This is a genomic window from Shewanella sp. BJSY2023SW001 (genome assembly GCF_047314685.1).
GTDB classification, from domain to species: domain Bacteria; phylum Pseudomonadota; class Gammaproteobacteria; order Enterobacterales; family Shewanellaceae; genus Shewanella; species Shewanella indica.
Map to the genome: position 1 here is coordinate 46,074 of NZ_JBKORF010000018.1, position 19,981 is coordinate 66,054.

18 protein-coding genes are annotated in these 19,981 nt (G+C 52.0%); 10 read left to right on the plus strand and 8 right to left on the minus strand.

Annotation, left to right across the window (positions count from 1 at the left end; genetic code table 11):
* Window positions 1-195: 195 nt before the first annotated feature.
* On the plus strand, window positions 196-603 hold the full coding sequence (locus tag ACMHXH_RS04020; RefSeq protein WP_025011114.1) for a YccF domain-containing protein: 408 nt from the start codon (window positions 196-198) through the stop codon (window positions 601-603).
* Window positions 604-667: 64 nt separating this feature from the next.
* On the opposite strand, the gene ACMHXH_RS04025 is transcribed toward ACMHXH_RS04020, so the two are convergent.
* From ACMHXH_RS04025 to ACMHXH_RS04035, 3 genes are read right to left on the minus strand one after another with little or no spacing between them, the layout of a single operon-like run.
* Window positions 668-1,444, minus strand: a complete 777-nt coding sequence (locus ACMHXH_RS04025; RefSeq protein WP_071475848.1) for an alpha/beta fold hydrolase — start codon at window positions 1,442-1,444, stop codon at window positions 668-670.
* Window positions 1,437-2,465, minus strand: coding sequence for a M14 family zinc carboxypeptidase (locus tag ACMHXH_RS04030; RefSeq protein WP_412499004.1), 1,029 nt, complete (start codon window positions 2,463-2,465; stop codon window positions 1,437-1,439). The genes ACMHXH_RS04025 and ACMHXH_RS04030 overlap by 8 nt, the downstream gene beginning before the upstream one ends.
* Window positions 2,466-2,517: 52 nt before the next feature.
* A complete protein-coding gene (locus ACMHXH_RS04035) occupies window positions 2,518-3,285 on the minus strand; it encodes a transporter substrate-binding domain-containing protein (protein WP_335912707.1) in 768 nt (255 codons plus the stop codon).
* 342 nt (window positions 3,286-3,627) lie between these two features.
* Here ACMHXH_RS04035 and ACMHXH_RS04040 point away from each other — a divergent pair, with 342 nt between their 5' ends.
* Complete coding sequence (locus ACMHXH_RS04040; protein WP_052247979.1) at window positions 3,628-4,617, plus strand: cytochrome-c peroxidase; 990 nt, start codon at window positions 3,628-3,630, stop codon at window positions 4,615-4,617.
* A 63-nt stretch (window positions 4,618-4,680) separates the two neighbouring features.
* Here the strand turns inward: ACMHXH_RS04040 and ACMHXH_RS04045 are convergent, their stop codons facing one another.
* Window positions 4,681-6,402, minus strand: a complete 1,722-nt coding sequence (locus ACMHXH_RS04045; RefSeq protein ID WP_039033370.1) for an AMP-binding protein — start codon at window positions 6,400-6,402, stop codon at window positions 4,681-4,683.
* A 325-nt stretch (window positions 6,403-6,727) separates the two neighbouring features.
* Window positions 6,728-7,078 carry a DUF6508 domain-containing protein gene (locus ACMHXH_RS04050; RefSeq protein ID WP_039033371.1) on the minus strand — a complete coding sequence of 117 codons (351 nt, stop codon included), beginning with the start codon at window positions 7,076-7,078 and terminating at the stop codon, window positions 6,728-6,730.
* Between the two features lie 143 nt (window positions 7,079-7,221).
* Here ACMHXH_RS04050 and ACMHXH_RS04055 point away from each other — a divergent pair, with 143 nt between their 5' ends.
* Window positions 7,222-7,686: an EVE domain-containing protein gene (locus ACMHXH_RS04055; RefSeq protein ID WP_039033372.1), complete on the plus strand. Its 465-nt coding sequence runs from the start codon at window positions 7,222-7,224 to the stop codon at window positions 7,684-7,686.
* Window positions 7,683-8,003, plus strand: coding sequence for a hypothetical protein (locus tag ACMHXH_RS04060; protein ID WP_039033373.1), 321 nt, complete (start codon window positions 7,683-7,685; stop codon window positions 8,001-8,003). The genes ACMHXH_RS04055 and ACMHXH_RS04060 overlap by 4 nt, the downstream gene beginning before the upstream one ends.
* Before the next feature lie 165 nt (window positions 8,004-8,168).
* Here the strand turns inward: ACMHXH_RS04060 and ACMHXH_RS04065 are convergent, their stop codons facing one another.
* Together ACMHXH_RS04065 and ACMHXH_RS04070 are read right to left on the minus strand one after the other, a co-directional pair.
* Window positions 8,169-8,963: a TIGR00266 family protein gene (locus ACMHXH_RS04065; protein WP_039033374.1), complete on the minus strand. Its 795-nt coding sequence runs from the start codon at window positions 8,961-8,963 to the stop codon at window positions 8,169-8,171.
* Window positions 8,964-9,081: 118 nt separating this feature from the next.
* Window positions 9,082-9,996 (minus strand): LysR family transcriptional regulator, encoded by a 915-nt coding sequence (locus tag ACMHXH_RS04070; RefSeq protein ID WP_039033375.1) that lies wholly within the window; start codon window positions 9,994-9,996, stop codon window positions 9,082-9,084.
* Window positions 9,997-10,240: 244 nt separating this feature from the next.
* Here ACMHXH_RS04070 and ACMHXH_RS04075 point away from each other — a divergent pair, with 244 nt between their 5' ends.
* The 3 genes from ACMHXH_RS04075 (at window position 10,241) to ACMHXH_RS04085 (ending at window position 13,268) form a co-directional block, all read left to right on the plus strand.
* Window positions 10,241-11,401 carry a homogentisate 1,2-dioxygenase gene (locus ACMHXH_RS04075; RefSeq protein ID WP_039033376.1) on the plus strand — a complete coding sequence of 387 codons (1,161 nt, stop codon included), beginning with the start codon at window positions 10,241-10,243 and terminating at the stop codon, window positions 11,399-11,401.
* A gap of 71 nt (window positions 11,402-11,472) precedes the next feature.
* The gene (gene hppD, locus ACMHXH_RS04080) at window positions 11,473-12,513 is read left to right on the plus strand and encodes a 4-hydroxyphenylpyruvate dioxygenase (RefSeq protein WP_039033461.1); all 1,041 of its coding nucleotides are present in this window, start codon (window positions 11,473-11,475) and stop codon (window positions 12,511-12,513) included.
* A 140-nt stretch (window positions 12,514-12,653) separates the two neighbouring features.
* On the plus strand, window positions 12,654-13,268 hold the full coding sequence (locus ACMHXH_RS04085) for a LysE family translocator (RefSeq protein WP_039033377.1): 615 nt from the start codon (window positions 12,654-12,656) through the stop codon (window positions 13,266-13,268).
* On the opposite strand, the gene ACMHXH_RS04090 is transcribed toward ACMHXH_RS04085, so the two are convergent.
* Window positions 13,265-14,446 (minus strand): GNAT family N-acetyltransferase, encoded by a 1,182-nt coding sequence (locus tag ACMHXH_RS04090; RefSeq protein WP_319619437.1) that lies wholly within the window; start codon window positions 14,444-14,446, stop codon window positions 13,265-13,267. The genes ACMHXH_RS04085 and ACMHXH_RS04090 overlap by 4 nt on opposite strands.
* A 92-nt stretch (window positions 14,447-14,538) precedes the next feature.
* Between ACMHXH_RS04090 and ggt the strand changes: the two genes are divergently transcribed.
* From ggt to ACMHXH_RS04105, 3 genes are all read left to right on the plus strand, one after another.
* Window positions 14,539-16,281: a gamma-glutamyltransferase gene (gene ggt / locus ACMHXH_RS04095; protein WP_039033378.1), complete on the plus strand. Its 1,743-nt coding sequence runs from the start codon at window positions 14,539-14,541 to the stop codon at window positions 16,279-16,281.
* Between the two features lie 575 nt (window positions 16,282-16,856).
* Complete coding sequence (locus tag ACMHXH_RS04100; RefSeq protein ID WP_335912708.1) at window positions 16,857-18,950, plus strand: hypothetical protein; 2,094 nt, start codon at window positions 16,857-16,859, stop codon at window positions 18,948-18,950.
* Window positions 18,951-19,160: 210 nt separating this feature from the next.
* A partial coding sequence (locus ACMHXH_RS04105; protein WP_413737646.1) for an IS4 family transposase occupies window positions 19,161-19,981 on the plus strand: 821 nt, incomplete at its 3' end.

Sequence of the window (19,981 nt, forward strand, 5' to 3'; positions counted from 1 at the left end):
CTTCACTCTATGATGATTATCGCCACTTATTGGTATAAACCACCAATCGTCGCCATCCGCCCAGGCTCACAAATGGAAATATCCAATATTATTCAAGAGGTTATAATTATGGCATGCTTCTGGCTAATAATCGAAATATCCCCAAGCTTTACAGCAAAACTGTGTGGCTTGATCCGCCATTTAAAGGAGCACTCAATGGCTATTTTGCGTCTTATTTTTAATATTGCCTGGTTTATTCTTGGCGGCTTTGTCATGGGACTGGCCTGGTGGTTTGTCGGCTTACTCTGTTTTATCAGTATCATAGGTATCCCATTCGGCCGCGCCTGCTTTGTCATAGGTGAACTGGCATTCTGGCCCTTCGGTCAGGAGCATATCAGCCGCGACAGGCTCTCTGGCCGCGAAGACTTGGGCACCGGCGCCCTGGGTATGGTCGGCAACATCATCTGGTTCCTGCTGTTCGGAATTTGGCTGGCGATAGGCCACCTGACCCACGCCCTGGCCTGCTTTGTCACTATCATAGGCATACCTTTTGGCATTCAGCATCTGAAGCTGGCCTTGCTCTCTTTAACGCCCATAGGCAAGACAGTGGTCGCCTCCCATTAACCACAAAGCCCAGGTCGGATATCTGCTTCGATTTTGACCTGGGCTCAAACTTCCCCAAGCAAGTCTAAGGCGTTTGTCGACTCAAACGCTGCACCAACTCCAGCAATAACTCAGGCCTATCCAACGCCACATCATGACCGCAGCGGCAAAAAGGAATCGGCTTTTGTCGATATTTGGCCGCCAGGCGAACGCTGCACTTGGGCGAAACCAGGCGATCATCACAGCCATAAACAATGACTGCCGGCACCCGCAAGTTAGCCGGGGAGCGAAAGCGTGCCGAGGCAACAATTTGTCGCAGGCCATTGGCGAGTGTGGTTTTGGCCTCAAGCGCCAGTTGGCTCCAGTGACGGCACAGAGACTTATCTTTGGCATGGGCAAGACTGGTAAGCGCAAGAATCGTCGCCTCGCGCCATTGAATGCCCTCACCTTTGACTCTGGAGCACAAGGCTCGCAGCAGGGCTTGCAGCCGAAATCTCTGATACCAAGGCGAAAGATCGGCGGCGCTGCTGTTGAGCAATAAAAGCCCCTCAATCTGAAACTCCTTTTGGCGGCCATCTTCAGCGTCATTTTTCCCGGCTATTTCCATGGCCACCATGGCGCCCATGGAAATAGCCAATATTCGGCATTTAGCCACCTTGCGCCGCAGCAGTTCATCTGCAACAAAGTCTGCATAATCCTGAATATCCCAGGGGCTGATATCCGCCACCCTATCGCCATTTCCAGGCAGATCGATGAGCTCCACCCGAAACCCCGCCGCCAGCAGATTATCGGCAAAGGCTTGCCAATGACGTTTATCGCGCATCAGGCCACGGATCAGCACCCAGGTTTGCTGCTCAGTCATGACTTGGTTTCTCCGCCGCTTGTGGATACCAAAAGTTTCGTGCCTGATAGTCCAGGTGATGTCGATGAAGTTCAGGCAGTTGTTCCAGTACCTGAGCATACCCCACATCGAGCAAGAACTGCATCAGGGTAAAGTGACGCCGTAAAATACGCTGCAGCCTGTGCTGCTTTTGAGGGTTGAAATAACCGGAGAAGCGCAGCAATTGCCTGGGATTCTTTTTAACCCAGGCCCAGGAGCCCATTTCCAGCGTTAAAGGAAGGAAAGGCACTTGGGGGTTACAACTGACCAAATAATCCCAAATATCGCCGTGGGTGCGATAGAAGCGGCTTTGAGGCGCAATATGATAATGACAATGATGGGGGTAGCTCATTTCGAACAACTGCTTTAGATGATACACCTCCCCCAAGCGGGCAAAAGGCGTGTCCTTACAGGCAAAGGGAAACCAGATATGATCCACCAGGCCAAAACCTGAGTGAGCATCGAGCACAATCAAGCTGCTGCCGCGGGCCATAAGATCATTACTGTAGTCAATAATCGCCCGGGTCTCGGCTTCCAGCTGATTGCTGCGGCCCCGATACCAGGGAAGATGGCGGGAAAGCCGTTGACCGCCGACCATAAAAGTCACTGAGCCGCGGGCATCTATGGGAGCATTGCGCATCAAATCGACCCCATTGCCATTGGCGCGAGTTCCCCGGATAAGGCCGATGGGATTCAACACAGGTACAAACGCCAGCCGTATCTGAGTTAACATCAACTGCAGATGTTTATCCCAACCGCAGCGGGTCAACAGGCTGCCAAGAAGCGCCAGTATCACCTGGCTGCCGATGCGCTCTATCCCGTGAACGCCGCCGACGAACAGCACTGTGGGCACCCTGGCGTTTGGGTTCCCCAGCTCCAGCGCCCGCACATCGTGCGTCTTCCCGGCAAAGCCGACTTGGGCCAAAGACCTGGCATTCAAGTGTTGCTGGTATTTATGCTCCAGCTCGGCAAGCAGTTCAAGTTCATAGGCACTTTCTGTCACAGACACGTCCATCTGGGGTAAAGTGCTCAATTTAGCCGCTTTGGATGACAACTCAATGATACTTTAGGTGTTGCTCCAATATGCTCTTGGCATCGATACGGGCCAGCCCCTGGTCGAAAATATCCCGCCAGCGTTGTCCCTCTTCGGAATTTCGAAAAGCTACCAGCAAGCCCTTGCTGGCCAGCAATTGCCGATTCAGTTTAAGTTTGCCTTCCATATCTTCCATCCCCTTTTGCCGCAGCAGGTAACGATAGACATTGGCATCGATCACCACGGCATCAATTCTGGCGGCCGCCAATTTGCGAAGGTTTTGTTCATCGGAATTGGCCAGCTCGAAGGGTTGCCGGCCTGAGTCCATGGCCCGATCCAGACTTTCGGTATTAACATAATCCTTGACCACCCCGAGATTGTAACGCTGCAAGTCCTGCAACTGTTGCCAGCTCACTGGCCGCTGGGATTGCTCCACCAAGGCCAATTGACTAAAGCCTAATGGCTTGGAAAAGATAAACTTATCACTTTGGTGATAATACTCTGGAAAGTAACCAAGATAGGGAGATCCGGGCATGCCTGCCAACTTCACTGCCCGGCTCCAGGGGTAGAAATTGACTTTGAGGTCATGGCCCATGGCGGCCAGTGCCGCCTTGACCACGGCAACACAGGCTCCCTGTTGTTGCAACATCTGACCTGTGTAGGGGGGCCAATTAAGCGAGCTCAATTGCAGGGTATCGGCGCGCACAGAAGAGCTGCCACTATAAAGTAGCAACAACAAGAGGACGTGCAGCGCAGAACGGCCGAAAAAGGTAATAGCTGTTTTTGCCATAATGCCACTCCATATGCCAAGGCCAACCCCATAAGCATTCCGGAAGTTAACAGAGTATAGCTTGTCGATGTCTGGCAGCTACCAGTCTCAATCAGCGCCGGACACAAAAAATACAGCTTACCGCACACTTTAAACCAAAGTGTGACGAGAGATGAAAATGTGAAAAAGTTCGATTTGGGTAAGATAGCTAAAATTGGAGGCTAAAACCGCGGTAATCATCACAAAAAACCTATCTAAATCAACGATAGAGCCAATCGATATTAACAGCTGTCAAAGCTCTCCTTCTATCACTATGATGGGCAAATAACCACACACAAAGTAAGCCTATTAGAGGTGATAGCAATGAGATATCAAGCACTGGTCATGGCTGTAACGGCAGCCCTCGGGATGACTGCGGCTCAGGCGGCTGAGCCTATCGAAATTATCAAGCCGGTGAAAATCACCGAGCCGGAAAAAGTCGAACTCGGAAAAATGCTTTACTTCGAACCCAGATTATCAAAGTCCGGGTTTATCTCCTGTAATTCATGTCACAATCTTTCCATGGGAGGGGTAGATGCCCTGCCAACCTCTATCGGTCATGCCTGGCAAGAAGGCCCTATCAACTCGCCTACCGTATTGAACGCCGATTATATGCTGGCACAGTTCTGGGATGGCCGCGCCAAAGATCTCAAGGAACAGGCCGCAGGTCCAATAGCCAACCCCAAGGAGATGGGATTTACTCATGAACTGGCGTCCGAAACCGTTGCCTCCATGCCGGCTTACCGCGCCCGCTTCAAGCAGGTTTACGGCTCTGAAGAGGTCAACATCGACAGGATCACAGATGCAATTGCCGCCTTTGAAAAGACACTGGTGACCCCCAACAGTCCCTTTGACAAGTATCTGGAAGGCGACAAAAATGCCATCAGCGCCGAAGCCAAAGCCGGTTATCAACTGTTCAAGGACAAAGGCTGTGTCGCTTGCCATAATGGTCCGGCGGTCGGTGGCACCATGTATATGAAGATGGGACTTATCAAACCTTTCCACACGGATAACCCTGCCGAAGGCCGCAAGGCGGTAACGGGTAAGGAAGCCGACAAGATGGTGTTCAAGGTGCCGACACTGCGTAACATTGAACTCACCTACCCCTACTTCCATGACGGCAGTGTTTGGGAGCTGGAAGAGGCGGTCAACACCATGTCGGATATCCAGTTGGGTCAGAAACTGACCGAGAAAGAAACCCAAGAGATGGTGGCCTTCCTCAAGTCGCTGACCGGCGAACAGCCCAAGGTAGAAATGCCCATTCTGCCGCCATCCAACAAAGACACCCCTAGACCGATTCCATTCGGCAAGTAATTCATGATCATAAAGAAGCGCCGCAATGCGGCGCTTCTCTTTTACTGTTGCGGTTTAAATGACTCAAGCGTTGATATCCCGGTGCAGCTCTTCATACATCAGCTCACGCATGCGGAACTTCTGGATTTTGCCGGTGACCGTCATAGGGTATTGTTCAACAAACTTGATATAACGCGGCACCTTGAAATAAGCCACCTTCTCGGTCAGGAAGTGGCGGATTTCATCTTCAGTGACGGTACTGCCGGGACGTATCTTGATCCAGGCGCACACCTCTTCACCGTATTTTTCACTCTGTACCCCGAATACTGCAGCATCTTGAATTTCACTATGGGTGTAGAGTTTCTCTTCAATCTCCCGTGGATAGATGTTCTCACCGCCCCGGATAATCATATCTTTGATGCGACCGACTATCTGTACATATCCTTCGCTGTCCATCACTCCGAGATCGCCCGAATGCAGCCAGCCTTCTTTATCTATGGTGGCTTGGGTTTTGGCCGGATCGTTCCAGTAACCCTGCATCACACAATAACCTCGGCTACATACTTCCCCCGGCTGCCCTATAGGTACAATCTCACCGAATTCATCAATGATCTTCACCTCGGTATGGGGCAGTGCCCGGCCAACGGTAGTGACTTGTTTCTCAAATGAAGATTCCACCTCTGTCATATTATTGATCGGGCTGCATTCAGTTTGGCCGTAAGCGATAACGACTTCTGTCATATGCATCAGCTTATGCACCCGTTTCATCAACTCCTCAGGACAGGTGGCGCCGGCCATCACCCCGGTGCGCAAACTGCTGAGGTCATAATCCTGGAAATTGGCCAGCTCCAATTCGGCGATAAACATGGTTGGTACCCCGTGCAGTCCAGTGCAGCGCTCCTGCTCGACCACCTTGAGGGTAGTCGTAGGGTCAAAGGCATCGGATGGGAATACGGCCGTGGCGCCTTTGGCCAGACACACCAGATTCCCCAGCACCATGCCAAAACAGTGGTACAGGGGCACTGGAATACAAAGCTTATCATCCGGGCCAAAGCCCATGGCATCGGCCACCAGCATGCCGTTGTTGAGAATATTATGGTGAGTCAGCGTGGCGCCTTTGGGGTTACCCGTGGTGCCTGAAGTGAACTGGATGTTGATGGCATCATTGGCCGATAGACGCTCACCTATGCCTTTGAGATCGGCATATTCCGCCTCAGAGCCCATGGCACATACCTCGGGGAAATTCAGCATGCCCGGCGTCTTGTCACTGCCGGTGCGAATAACGCAGCGCAGTTCCGGCAGACGACTGGACACCAGCTTACCGGGCTCGGCATCACTGAGCTCCGGCGCCAACTCATTCAGCATCGCCAGGTAATCGCTGGACTTGAACTTATCGTGAGTGATCAGAGCCTTACAGCCCACATTAGTAAGTGCATATTCCAGCTCTTCCGGGCGATAAGCCGGGTTGATGCACACCATGATGGCGCCAATTCTGGCGGTGGCAAACTGAGTCAGACACCACTCGATATTATTGGGCGACCAGATCCCGACCCTGTCCCCGGGGCCGATACCCAGTGCCAACAGGCCTGTGGCCAACTTATCTATCTCTTCAAGATAGCGCGCATAACTCCAGCGCAGTTGCTGATGATGCATCACCACAGCTGTATTGTCCGGATAGCGGTTGCAGATATCCTGCAAATACTGACCTATGGTCTTGTCTATCAAGGGAGTATTACTGTGCCCCAGATAACGGCTCTGTGACAGAGGTAAATCATTGAGTTGCTTGCTTGTCTTGTTGGCAGACATCTAAGCCTCCGTGCGTTGTTTTATCGTTATAGGAAGAGTCTGTCACCCTGAGCCGGCGGCCCTCCCCTCACAGTGTGAAGCCATATTGGCAGCGTCTGAAAAGCATCAAAAACAGCGGCAATGATCGGCTTTCACTGCGGCCTGGGCGCAGGGTTCATAACGACTCTAACGAATGGCGTATTGGAATAACAAGCAAGGAAACCGGCTTTTAGACTAAAGAATAATGGCTCAAAAACCATCAGGGCCCCCAAAGGAGCCCTGAATAAAAAGCCTGCCGATGACGGATCATGGCCGCAAAATGCACGGTAACAGCGACCGAATATCCTCAGGCCGCCTTTTGCAATTGCTGCATTCTTTCCAGTAAGGCCAACATGACCCCCTGGCGGCGCATGTTCTGCAGGACACCCGGGCTGAAACGCTCTAAGCGCGCCATGGCACTGAGCAGCAAGCGGCATTCATACAAGGAAGCATCGGCGATATATTCAGGCCTGTCGACCATATGGCTGTTTTGATACCAATCATCCCAACTGAACTCGTTGAGCAACATGCCTTGGCGCTTCATTTCGGCAACAAATTTATGGACTGTCGCGGGGTCGTAATCCTGTTCCCCGCGGGCAAAATCATGGCGATAAGTTTGATAATCAGCAGTTGAAGCTGTCAGGCTAAGTGTGGCCATAGGCGACTCCTAATCTTTTACATCGATTATCACAATAATGCATAATCTACCAATCTAATGAGGTCAGTCTGCCCCTGCCTTGCTGAATAAGTGCTTAACAGGCTGGTAAGCTTTTCTGGTAAAAACACTCAAGGAGTGCCAGCATGAAGTACTGGTTGATGAAATCCGAACCCGATGAATTCAGCATCGACGATCTACAGCGGGTCAAGGTGGAACCCTGGTGCGGGATCCGCAATTATCAGGCTCGCAACTTTATTCGCGATGAACTGCAAATCGGCGACGCCATTTTGTTCTATCATTCCAGTTGCAAAACGCCGGGCGTGGTGGGCACAGCCAGAGTCGTCGGAAAGGCCAAAGCCGATACCACGGCCTGGGATCCAGAATCACCCTACTTTGATCCCAAGTCCAGTCCAGAGTCACCGCGCTGGTTCCAGCTGGATATCGGCTTTGAACGGCAGTTTGCCAAAACAGTCAGCCTGAAAGAGATCAAGGCAGACTCGCAGCTCGAACATATGTATCTGGTACAAAAAGGGGCCAGACTGAGCGTGCAACCGGTTACAGAGCAGGAATGGCAACGTATTCTTCTACTCGCAGGAGAGAAACTATGACAAACAAACTATCCAAAACCTTGGTAGCAATCAGCCTGGGTGCCCTGCTGGCCAGTCCGGCCGTTTTGGCCAAGCAGGATAAAGACCATAAAGATTTACCCCCGGGACTGCAAAAGAAAGCCGCCCGGGGTGAACCTTTGCCTCCGGGTTGGCAAAAGCGCTATCACAGGGGCGATATCCTTGATAATGATATCTATGCCCGCGGCCGAGTGGTTGTGCCCCTGGGCAATGATGGCCTGATAACGGTCGACATAGAAGGCACGCTGTTCAAGCTGCACGACAAGACCCGCAGGATCATTGAGATCCTGGAACACTGATGCCGTTATCAAAGCCCTGAGTTCCAAAGCAAAAAGCCATGGTGGAAACCATGGCTTTTTTGTTTGTCGGCAAAATAGGTTAAGCGCTTGACTGCCTTTCTTCGCTGCTATCTTTACCTTAATCTTTACTGCTATCTTTGCCGGTAGTTTCGCCAATAGCGCTTCTCAGCGCCCATCCAGCATACGGCCAATTCCGCCAAGCACTGAGCCCTCGCCCCTGTCACTGCCACCGGCAGAAGGCGCATGGGCAATGATCCTGTCGGCCATACGGGAAAACGGCAAGCTCTGCAGCCACACTGTGCCATGGCCTGAAAGTGTCGCCAAAAATAAACCTTCACCACCAAACACCATGGACTTGAGAGAGCCGGCTCTCTCTATGTCGTAATCGATGCCATTGGTAAAGCCCACCAGACAGCCGGTATCCACTCTCAGGGTTTCGCCCTTGAGCTCTTTACGGATCAAGGTGCCACCTGCGTGAATAAAGGCCATGCCATCACCCTTGAGGCTCTGCAAAATAAAGCCTTCACCGCCGAAGAAACCGGTTCCCAGGCGCTTATTGAATCTCATGGTCACCTGGGTCCCCATAGCCGCGGCCAGGAAACTGTCTTTCTGCAAAATGAGTTCACCGCCGACCTCATCGAGATCGATTGCCAGAATAGTGCCTGGATAAGGTGCGGCGAACGACACCCGGCGTTTGCCCTGGCCCTGATTGCTGAAATGGGTCATAAACAGGCTTTCACCTGTCAGCATACGTTTACCGGCCCCCATCAACTTGCCGAAAAAGCCCGAATCCGGCTCTGAGCCATCGCCCATCCGGGCTTCAAAACTGATCCCTTCCTCCATGTAAGTCATGGCGCCGGCCTCGGCTATCACGGTTTCGCCTGGATCCAGCTCCACCTCAACCAGCTGCATGCTCTCGCCCTTGATCTCATAATCCACTTCATGGCTGTTCTTGCTCATTGAAACTCCCCCTCAATGGTTTAGGGTCTGAATGACCTGGCACTCAGTCTATGACATAAAATGTCAAAACAGCAAGTGAGGAGGTGGATGTAATTTGAGTAAAAAGTAACAGAATGCTTCAACCCAAACCGCAGGCGTTATCCCCTTGAAAGCGCTCAAACTCCTCCAGAATAAGCTCGGTAAACAGCCTTCCTGCGCGGCCAAGGGGGCGTTCCAGCGTCGACACCAACTGAGGAATAAAACGAAAACGGCTGCCGCCGACAAAGTCCAGCTCACTTAAATCACCATAAGCCAGCTCTTCGGTTATCAGAAAATCCGGCATCCAACCAAAACCCAGCCCCTTGAGCAAGGCGTTCTTTTTCATAATAAAACCGGAAAGATAAAAGACCTTGTCGCCGCCAAACTGCAGCTCATCGCGCTGGCTCTTGACCGGTGATGAGTCTTCGATGGTAAGCTCCACATGTTGCTGCAATTCAGACAGGGTTATGCCGCGGCGCGAAGTCAAGGGGTGGCCTTTACCTGCCACCAACACGCTGGTGATGGCAGGCAGGGGCTTGGGGTGGTAACTGGGGCCGCTGCGATAGTCTTTCACCAACATAAGATCAGCGCTGTCGCGCTCAAACCTGTGTTGTACCCCACCGAGAAACTCCATATTAAGCTGGATTTTGGTCGGGATCTTATGCTCTGTCATGCGCTTGAGGGCAGTCATGATAGGCTCCATCGGCAAGGCGCCGTCTATCACCAGCTCCAACCTGGGCTCCCAACCCTCACTGAAACGGCTGGCCAGATGTTCTATGTTGCCAAGATGCGCCAGTAAGCGTTGTCCCTCGGCCAGAATAACCCGCCCTTCGTGAGTCAGCTCGGCCCGGTATTGATTACGGTCCAGCAGATTAACGCCAAGATATTGTTCCAGTTTCTTTATCTGATAGCTCACCGCCGACTGCGCCTTGTGCAGACGCTCTGCCGCCTTGGCAAAACTGCCCTCTTCCACCACCACCTTAAGCACATTGAAGGCGTCGATATCGATACGCAAGGTTTACACTCCCGTAAATCCAACAAGACAATCAAATTTTTAGATTGAGTATGCCGAATAATTATTCTTTTTTTTGTACAAGCACGCAACTAAATTGAAAGATAGATCACAAAAACGGCTCATTTGCGCTGCCAGCGACCGGCAATTCCGACAGACAAGAGCGCAAAGAGAACAAGAATAACAACAGTGGCCGCCGAAGGTTCCCAAAGAAGGTTAACAGCAAGCGCCACCAAGGAAGAGTCAAATGCCATTTTATGTAAAACAGGGGCAGGTTCCCAACAAGCGCCATATCGCATTTGAGAAGCCATCCGGTGAACTCTACCGTGAAGAGCTGTTTTCAACCCATGGCTTTTCCAATATCTATTCCAACAAGTACCACCACAATATGCCTACCAAGGCGTTAACTGTTGAGCCTTTTAAGCTCAGTCATGGAGAAGTGTGGCAGGACTCCCTGGTACAGAACTATAAACTGGACAGCAAACAGGCCGACAGGCAGGGGCACTTCTTCTGTGCCCGCAACAAGATTTTCTTCAATCAGGATCTGGCGATTTATACCGCCAGAGTCACCGAGGATACCGAGCTGTTTTACCGCAATGCCTACGCCGACGAGGTGGTATTTGTCCACGAGGGTGAAGGCGAGCTCTTAAGTGAATACGGCAAGCTCAAGGTGCAAAAATGGGACTATCTGGTGATCCCCCGCGGCACCACCTATCAGTTGAAATTCAAGGACTACACTAATGTGCGCCTGTTGGTGATCGAGTCCTTCTCCATGGTGGAGATCCCCAAACACTTTCGCAATGACTATGGCCAGTTGCTGGAGTCAGCCCCCTATTGCGAGCGGGATATCCGGGTACCCGAACTGACAGAGGCCAAGGTCGAGCAAGGGGAATTCCCACTGGTCAGCAAGTTTGGCGACAAGTATCAGCTGACTCAGCTGGAATGGCATCCTTTTGATCTGGTGGGTTGGGACGGTTTTGTCTACCCCTGGGCCTTCAATATCACAGAGTACGCGCCCAAGGTAGGCAAGATTCACCTGCCCCCCTCGGATCATCTGGTGTTTACCGCCCACAACTTTGTTATCTGCAACTTTGTTCCCAGACCTTACGACTTCCATCCCAAGGCTATCCCGGCACCTTACTACCACAACAATATCGACAGCGACGAGGTGCTCTACTATGTGGATGGCGACTTTATGAGCCGCACCGGCATAGAAGCCGGTTACCTGACTCTGCATCAAAAAGGCGTGCCTCATGGGCCGCAGCCCGGGCGCACCGAAGCCTCCATCGGCAAGAAAGACACCTATGAATACGCCGTTATGGTGGATACCTTTGCCCCGCTGCAGTTAACCACCCATGTGCAGAGCTGCATGAGTACTGATTACAACCGCTCCTGGCTCGAACGCTGAGCCCGGACCCGAATATCCAGCAAGGCCATCAGAGAATGGCCGCAAGCAACATCATTGAAGAGGACATAGAAATGGCAAGCGAAAAGAATCCACTGGGACTGCTCGGTATCGAATTTACCGAGTTTGCAACCCCGGACAGTGATTTCATGCACCAGGTCTTTATCGACTTTGGTTTCTCAATGCTGAAAAAAGCCAAGGACAGGGAGATTTTCTACTACAAGCAGAACGACATTAACTTTCTGCTCAACAAGGAGCGTCAAGGCTTCAGCGCCGAATTTGCCAAGCACCATGGTCCGGCCATCTGCTCCATGGGTTGGCGGGTAGAAGATGCCAACTATGCCCTGCAACTGGCGGTATCCCGCGGCGCCCGCCCGGCGGATCAGGCCCACACTGACCTGCCTTACCCGGCAATCTATGGTATAGGCGACAGCCTGATTTACTTCATCGACCGTTTCGGCGAGCAGAACAACATCTACAAGACAGACTTTGTCGACCTGCCTGCCCCTGTGATAGTCCCTGAAAAAGGCTTTATGGAAGTAGATCACCTGACCAACAATGTCCACAAGGGTACTATGGAACAATGGTCTGATTTCTATAAGGATATCTTCGGATTCACCGAAGTGCGTTACTTTGATATCAGCGGCGTACAAACCGCCTTGGTCTCCTACGCTCTGCGCTCTCCCGATGGCAGCTTCTGTATCCCCATCAATGAGGGCAAGGGTGACGACAAAAACCAGATTGATGAGTACCTGCGCGAATATAACGGCCCGGGCGTGCAACATCTGGCGTTCCGCACCCGGGATATCGTCGCCTCGCTCGATGCCATGGAAGGAACCTCAATCGAGACCCTGGACATCATCCCTGAATACTACGACACCATCTTCGACAAGGTGCCGCAGGTGACGGAAAACCGCGACAAGATAAAGCATCATCAAATTCTGGTGGACGGGGATGACAGTGGCTATCTGCTGCAGATCTTCACCAAAAACCTGTTCGGCCCGATCTTTATCGAAATTATTCAGCGCAAGAACAACCTCGGCTTTGGCGAGGGTAACTTCAAGGCGTTGTTCGAATCCATCGAGCGCGATCAAATGAAGCGTGGCGTGCTGTAACCGATAACGAAATCCCCCGTTTGAGACCGATCTGATGATCGGTCTCTTGTTAGTATATTGAGCACTGCAATTTTTTACTTTGTCACCCGGTAGGATTTCATTAGACTGATCTCCCTTTTTGAGAGATAGCTGTACCCAAAATGCAAGACTACGCCCTGCTCGCCGCTTTTATTCCAACCTTTTTCTTTGTTTCCGTTACCCCGGGAATGTGCATGACCCTGGCCATGACACTGGGGATGAGCATTGGGGTGCGCCGCACTCTGTGGATGATGCTGGGTGAAGTCGTGGGGGTCGCCCTGGTAGCTTTGGCGGCCGTGCTGGGGGTGGCCACGATTATGTTGAAACATCCGATGATCTTCCAGGGACTCAAATATCTTGGTGGAGCCTATCTTATCTGGCTCGGCATCAATATGTGGCGGGCCAAGGGCAAGATGGCCAATCTCGACCAACCACGAAGTATCAAGCGCACAGCGTTGATCTCCCAAGGTTTTGTCACCGCCATTGCCAATCCCAAGGGCTGGGCCTTTATGATTTCCTTGCTGCCTCCCTTTATCAATCTGCAGCAACCTATGGCACCGCAACTGACGGCACTCATCGGCATTATCATGTGTACCGAACTCATCTGCATGCTGGCCTATGCCAACGGCGGCAAGAGCCTGAGGCTGTTTTTGAGCCGTGGCAACAATGTCCGCCTGCTCAACCGGATAGCCGGCAGCCTGATGCTTGGGGTCGGTGTCTGGCTGGCGCTGGGTTAATCGCCCTTTTTGTAGGGTAAGGCCTGCTGCAACTGCGCTTGATACAAGCGGTTGTTGCCGGCCTCTGTTTGACAGAAATCGGCTATCGCCTCCCGAAAGCCTGGATGCGCTATGCCGTGCAGCGAATAGGTGGTGACACACTCAAAACCGCGAATCAGCTTGTGCTCCCCCTGGGCACCGGCGTTGAAGCAACTGAGGCCGTTCTTGATGCAATAGTCAATCCCCTGCCAGTAACAGGCCTCGAAATGCAGCGCCGGGATCTCCTCAAGTGCGCCCCAATAGCGGCCATAAAGCGTATCTTTCCCCTGCAGATAAAGCGCGCATGCCAGCGCCTGTTGCGGCGCTTCGCCCATTCGGTGCACCAGGAGCAAACGCACCTCGGCCGCCATCAACTTACCGAGTAGCTTGAAAAAGTCGGGCTGAAGATATCCCCGGTGGCCGGAGCGTTTCAGGTAAGTTTGCCGATAGCAGCGATAGAAAAGCTGCCAGTGCCAATCTTGCAGTTCATCGCCCCTGAGCCAGACAAACTGCAAGTCAGCCAAGGCGCGGCGCTCTTTGAGAATATTCTTGCGCCGTTTCGAGTTGAGCCGCGCCAAAAAATCATCAAACTGGCTGTAACCCCGGTTAAACCAATGAAACTGCGTGCCTTCCCGCAACAAGGTCTGGGGCAATTGCCGCAATGACTCGAGCTGCCCCTTGCTGACAAACAGCCAATGCCAGGAGGAATAGCTTTCGAGCAGTTGCCAAAATAGTTTCCCCAGCGCCTGCTGGATATCAGCGGCCGCCGCCCTGGCCTCGGGCGCTATCCCGAGTCTTGGGCCGGTGACAGGCGTAAAGGGAATGGCGCAGACCAACTTGGGATAATAGGCTTCACCGTGGCGCTGATAGGCATCGGCCCAGGCCCAGTCGAACACATATTCGCCCCAGGAGTGATCCTTGAGATAGAGAGGCATCACAGCCAAACGCCTGTCGTTGCAAAACAGCTGTAAATGCATGGGTTGCCAGCCGGCTGCGGCGCAAACACTGCCACTTTGCTCCAGCGCCTTCAAAAAAGCATGCCGGCAAAAGGGGTTGTCCGGCTCTGTTTGGCCATCTTCAGCCAGACACAGATCCCACTCGGCGGCGGGGATCTCATCAATGCCGGCGGCAAAACGCCACTGCCAGTGCTTATTGTCCAAATTTATTCCATATGCCGAGGCAAACTTGCAATCAAGGATAATTGGCGGCACATTGCATAGCAACTTAAGCAAAAGCAGTATAAGGAAATATAGTGCGTCTGATAAAACCGCTGATCTTCGCCGTCGCTCTGGCTCTGCCTGCAGCCTCCACCCTGAGTTACAGCCCACAAGTTACCGCCAACGAATCCTCGATTTACAGTGAAATGGCCACAGCCCAGCCCGTTTGGGCCAAGCATGGCATGGTTTCCAGCCAAGAGGCACTGGCTTCCCGTATCGGGGTGGATATTCTCAAGCAAGGCGGCAACGCAGTAGATGCAGCAGTGGCAGTGGGTTATGCCCTGGCAGTGACTTTGCCCCGGGCCGGCAATATAGGTGGCGGCGGTTTCATGCTGGTACACCTGGCGAAGGAAAACAAGACCATAGCCATAGACTATCGGGAGATGGCTCCTTCCAAGGCCCACAGGGATATCTTCCTTGATGACAAGGGTAATGCGGTCAATAAACTCAGCCGCGAGCACGGCCTGGCGGTAGGCGTTCCCGGCACTGTGATGGGCATGGAGCTGGCCCTGTCCAAGTATGGCACCATGAAACGGGAGCAAGTGATAGCCCCGGCGATCAAACTGGCGCGGGATGGGATCAGCGTTACTTCAGATCTGGCCAACTCCCTTGATGGGGTTAAGCGCCGCATTTCCCAATGGCCAAGCTCTGCCGCTATCTTCTACAAGGCAGATGGCAGCAGCTTTGTACCGGGCGACATCATCAAGCAACCTGAGTTGGCTCACTCACTGGAGCTGATTGCCAAACAGGGCAGCAAAGGCTTTTACCAAGGGGAAACCGCCGAGAAACTGGTGAGAGCCATTCAGGCCGCCGGCGGCATCATGACCCTTGAGGATCTCAACAACTATCAGGCCATAGAGCGCCAGCCGGTGCGCGGACACTATCGAGGCTATGAGGTGGTTTCCATGCCGCCGCCATCATCGGGTGGTATTCATATCATAGAGATCCTCAACATTCTCGAGCAGTACCCCATCCATGATCTGGGCCACAACACCGCCGCCACTTTGCATCTTATGGCCGAGGCCATGAGACGGGCCTATGCCGATCGCAGCGAGTATCTCGGCGATCCGGATTTCTATCCTGTGCCGGTTAAAGCCCTGTTGAGCCCGGATTATGCCAAGACGTTGGCCAAGAGCATCGACAGCAAGCACGCTACCCCTTCAAGCCAGGTCAAACCCGGCAAGCTGGCCCCCTATGAAAGTGACCAGACAACTCACTACTCGGTCGTGGACAAATGGGGCAATGCGGTATCCAACACCTATACCCTCAACTTCAGTTATGGCTCTGGGCTGGTGGCCGATGGTACAGGGATTTTGCTGAATAATGAGATGGATGATTTCTCAGCCAAACCCGGCACCCCCAACGGTTATGGTCTGGTGGGCGGTGAAGCCAACTCGGTACAAGGCAACAAGCGGCCATTGAGCTCCATGAGCCCGACCATGATAATGAAAGACGGCCAGCCGTTTCTGGTTACCGGCAGCCCGGGGGGCGCCAGGATCATTACCACAGTGCTGCAGATCATCATGAATGTGATTGACCACGACCTGAATATCGCCGAAGCCAGCTTTGCGCCGCGGATGCATCACCAGTGGTTGCCGGATGAAATTCGGGTTGAGCGCAGCCTCAATGGTGACACCATAGCGCTGCTGGAAGCCATGGGCCACCAGGTCAAGGTCAAAAGTTCCATGGGCAGCACCCAGAGCATTATGGTGACCGAAGAAGGTAAATTTGGTGCATCTGACCCGCGCCGTGCCGGCAGCGAAGCGGCAGGCTACTGAGCCCAGTTACCAAAACCTAAGCTACTGAAAAAACTCCTTAGACAGGTTTTTGAAACAAAGTAGTGAGCGACGGGCATTAAATTTGGCTTAACTCTCATCTACATTGAAAACAGCTCCGCAGATGCCACTCTTGCGGAGCTGTTTTTTAAACTGAACCAAGGTTAACTTTTAACAAACCGGCGACTTAACCTCAGCACATTGGCTTGGGCCAAATCAGGGCTAATTCAATCCTGAGCTTTCATTTCTCCTACCCGAGACGCAATTAACAGGCTGTCAATAACCCTCTTATTTATAAGCGTTTATCAATCCATTCAGGCGGCACAACTCCTTGCTTCTGACAAGTAAAAACTCAGATAGCGGCACTTTTGGCGATTATGACACCAATATGTGTTCAAAATTAAATCACAGCTTAAAATTCAATCTACCACACTGTTTTTAATCATTATTTTATGTGAATCCAATCAATTTATCTTTTCCTTATCAAAGTTATCATCCGTCCCCCTTTAAATGGAACTTTTGTATCTAAAAAGGTGGATGGGCGTCATCAAGGCGCTCAAATTATTTTAGGATAAAGAATGAAGAAGACGACTTTGCTTGCAGCGTCAATAGCACTGGCTCTGGCCGGTTGCGGCGGCAACGACAACAATGACACCCCCACAACCAAATCATTTTCGGTCACAGCCATTGATGGTTATCTGGTGAATGCCGACGTTTATGTCGGCGAAAACTGCCAAACCAAAGTGGCGACAACCGGCAAAGGCGGTATTGCCCGGATCGATGGCCAATATCAGGGACAAACACTGTGTGTTAAAGCCATTGCCGACAAGACCATGGATGAAAGTCGCGGCTTGGTGAAAAAAGCCTTTGAGCTCAAAGCCCCGGCAAGCAAAGAGGCCAACAGCCAGGTGATCAGCCCGCTGACAGACTTGGTTGTCAAGCATATGGACGCCAACCAAGGTGTATCCAAGGCGGATGCCGAAAAAGCCGTGTCGGCTCAATTTGCTGAACTTAAAGCCGAACCAGAGCTGCTGTTTGGTGACTATCTGGCCAAGAGCAACGCCAACAAAGTCGCTCAAGCGCTGAACATTGTCGGCGAGACTCTGGTTAGCCATCAGGGCCTGGCTGAAGCGCATCTGCAAAGTTTGGTTGAAGATGTGGCTGCCAAGGTGCAAACCGGTGACAAACTCGACGACTACGAGCCGGTGATCACTCCAGAAGGCGGTGTAGAGTCCAACCACAGACCTCATATTGTCTTGAGCCAGGCTGAACTGGACAAGCTGACCCAAATTGAAGTGGAACTGGGTCAGCCGATGACTGCCGTAGATTTGTCAGCCGCTTTTGCCGACAAGGACAACGACAACTTCACTCTGAGCCTGATGGAGGAAGATGGCAACATTGCACTGCAAACCCTGGGCCTGGCATTCGACGCCAAAACAGGCGTTCTCAGCGGCACACCTAAGGTAGCCGGTGAAATTGAGCTGCACGCTTACGCCACCGACAGCAAGGGCACCCGCTCATACCCGCTGGAAATTGAGATTGAAGTCAGCAGTATCAACCATGCTCCTGTCATCAACCCGGCTGAAAAAGCCAAACTGGAAGCTGAACTGGCACGCATGGCGCTGACAGTAGGCAATCAAATCGATCAGGTGATTGACCTGGATGAGCTATTTGGCGATCAGGATAAAGATCAACTGACCTTCAGCGCCATGACGGATATGCAAGGTATCGACCTGAAAATTGAGCAAGGTGACTCATTGCGTTTGTCCGGCAAGCCTCTGGTTGCCGGCGACTTTGTTGTCACTGTGACAGTCAATGACGGCAAACATGCAGCTGTGAGAGCCGATCTTAAAGTCAAGGTTGCCGGTAACGGTGTCGAACCAGAGCCCAAACATCCGCTGGAAGGCAACACCTGGTTCATCACAGAATGGGGTTCTGCAGACGAACACGACGACGGTGTGATGCAAGTGTGGTGTGATACTCTGGAGTTCAAAAACGGCTCTGTGCTGCGTAATGTCCGCACTCAAAACAACCTCAGCGAATGCTCCGCTATTGCAACCGTGGAAGTCTCCACTTATACCATCAATGAACTAGGCCAAATGGTGCTGGAGTACGGCGATGATGAAAGTGTTGAACGTCAGGAAACCATCAAGCTGAACGACGCCATTGCCGGTGTCGGTGACAATGCCAAAGTGCTGCAACTTTGGGACGGTCGCTATACCCTGTTCAGCAAAGCCGATGATGTAGAAAAACGTCTGGATATTGAGTCTGATGACGATGCCCAAGGTCGTATGTTTACAGCGGAGCTGCCGGCGGCCACAGAAGCGACCTATCAGCTCGGTCACCTGACCATGCAGATGACAGCGGCGGATAATGGCGGCGCCAAGGTGGGGCTCTACTTCGATGTACCCAACACCGACTTCAGCTGTGATGAGGTAAGGGAGTTTTACGATCTCAACCTCAGCTACGAAGGTATGGAATATCGCATTCCAGCCTATCTGTTCCCCGCTGAAGAAAATGGTATCGAATACTGCCAGGCGCAATTCGATATCGAGCAGCCTGTTGTCGGCAAAATTTACAGTGTTATAGGTCATGTTACCGAAGAGGATGCCGGCTTGGTGGAAGAGATTAAAGCCAACATCCAATGGACAGGGACAGGCAATAACGATTAAGGCAACTCAAAGTCAGTGGTTTGACTGAATAAAACACTGATACGGCGAATTCAACCTAGCCGGTTGGCAAGATGCTGATCTTTAGTGGTTCGAAACTATGTTTTCCACGGCGTACAATAAACGCCAAAAGCGCCCGCCCTCGGGTAATGCCGATCAGTTAAGACAGATCGCTTGACGATCTCACTGAAAGGATCAAAATCCGATGACCTCATGTCATCGGATTTTTTTATGCAACTTTCAGAAGCTTTGGCGCGTACTCATATCAATCGTCTTACCGAATTCACCTGTCTGGCCGATGTGCTTGAGCCTGAGTTAATTCAGTCGTGCCTTGATTCACATGGTGTTGCCAGTTTAAGGCGGCGTAAGTTACCTATGGATGCCATGATTTGGGCGGTGATTGGTATGGCTCTATTCAGAGGCGAGTCCGTCCGCTCTCTCATCAATAAGCTTGATATCGTCTTACCTCAAGAGGTGGATTACGTTGCTCGCAGTGCTGTCACGCAAGCGCGCAAGCGGCTGGGCTCTGATGTTGTTCAGGATGTGTTTAAGCGAAGTGCCAAGACCTGGCATGAGAGAGCAGAGCATCCGCATTGGTGTGGGCTTAACCTCTATGGGGGCGATGGTGTCGTGTGGCGAACACCTGATAGTGAGCAAAACAATCAGGCTTTTGCCAAAACCGCCAACGCTTCTGGTGATGCTGCCTATCCGCAAATTCGTATGGTTTGCATGATGGAGTTAAGCAGCCACTTGGTATTGAACAGTGCCTTTGATTCTGTTGCTGTCAGTGAAATGAATTTAGCCGCTGAATTGATATCAAGCATCCCCAATAACAGCCTGACGCTGTTTGACAGAGGCTTTTATTCGTTGGGGCTTTTGCAGGCCTGGCAACAGGCTCAACCTAACAGCCACTGGCTGCTGCCGTTGAAGAAAGGGACACAATATGAAGTGGTACGCTCTTTAGGAAAACACGACCAACTGGTGCGGTTAACCACCACGCCTCAAGCCAGAAAGAAGTGGCCTATGCTGCCTGA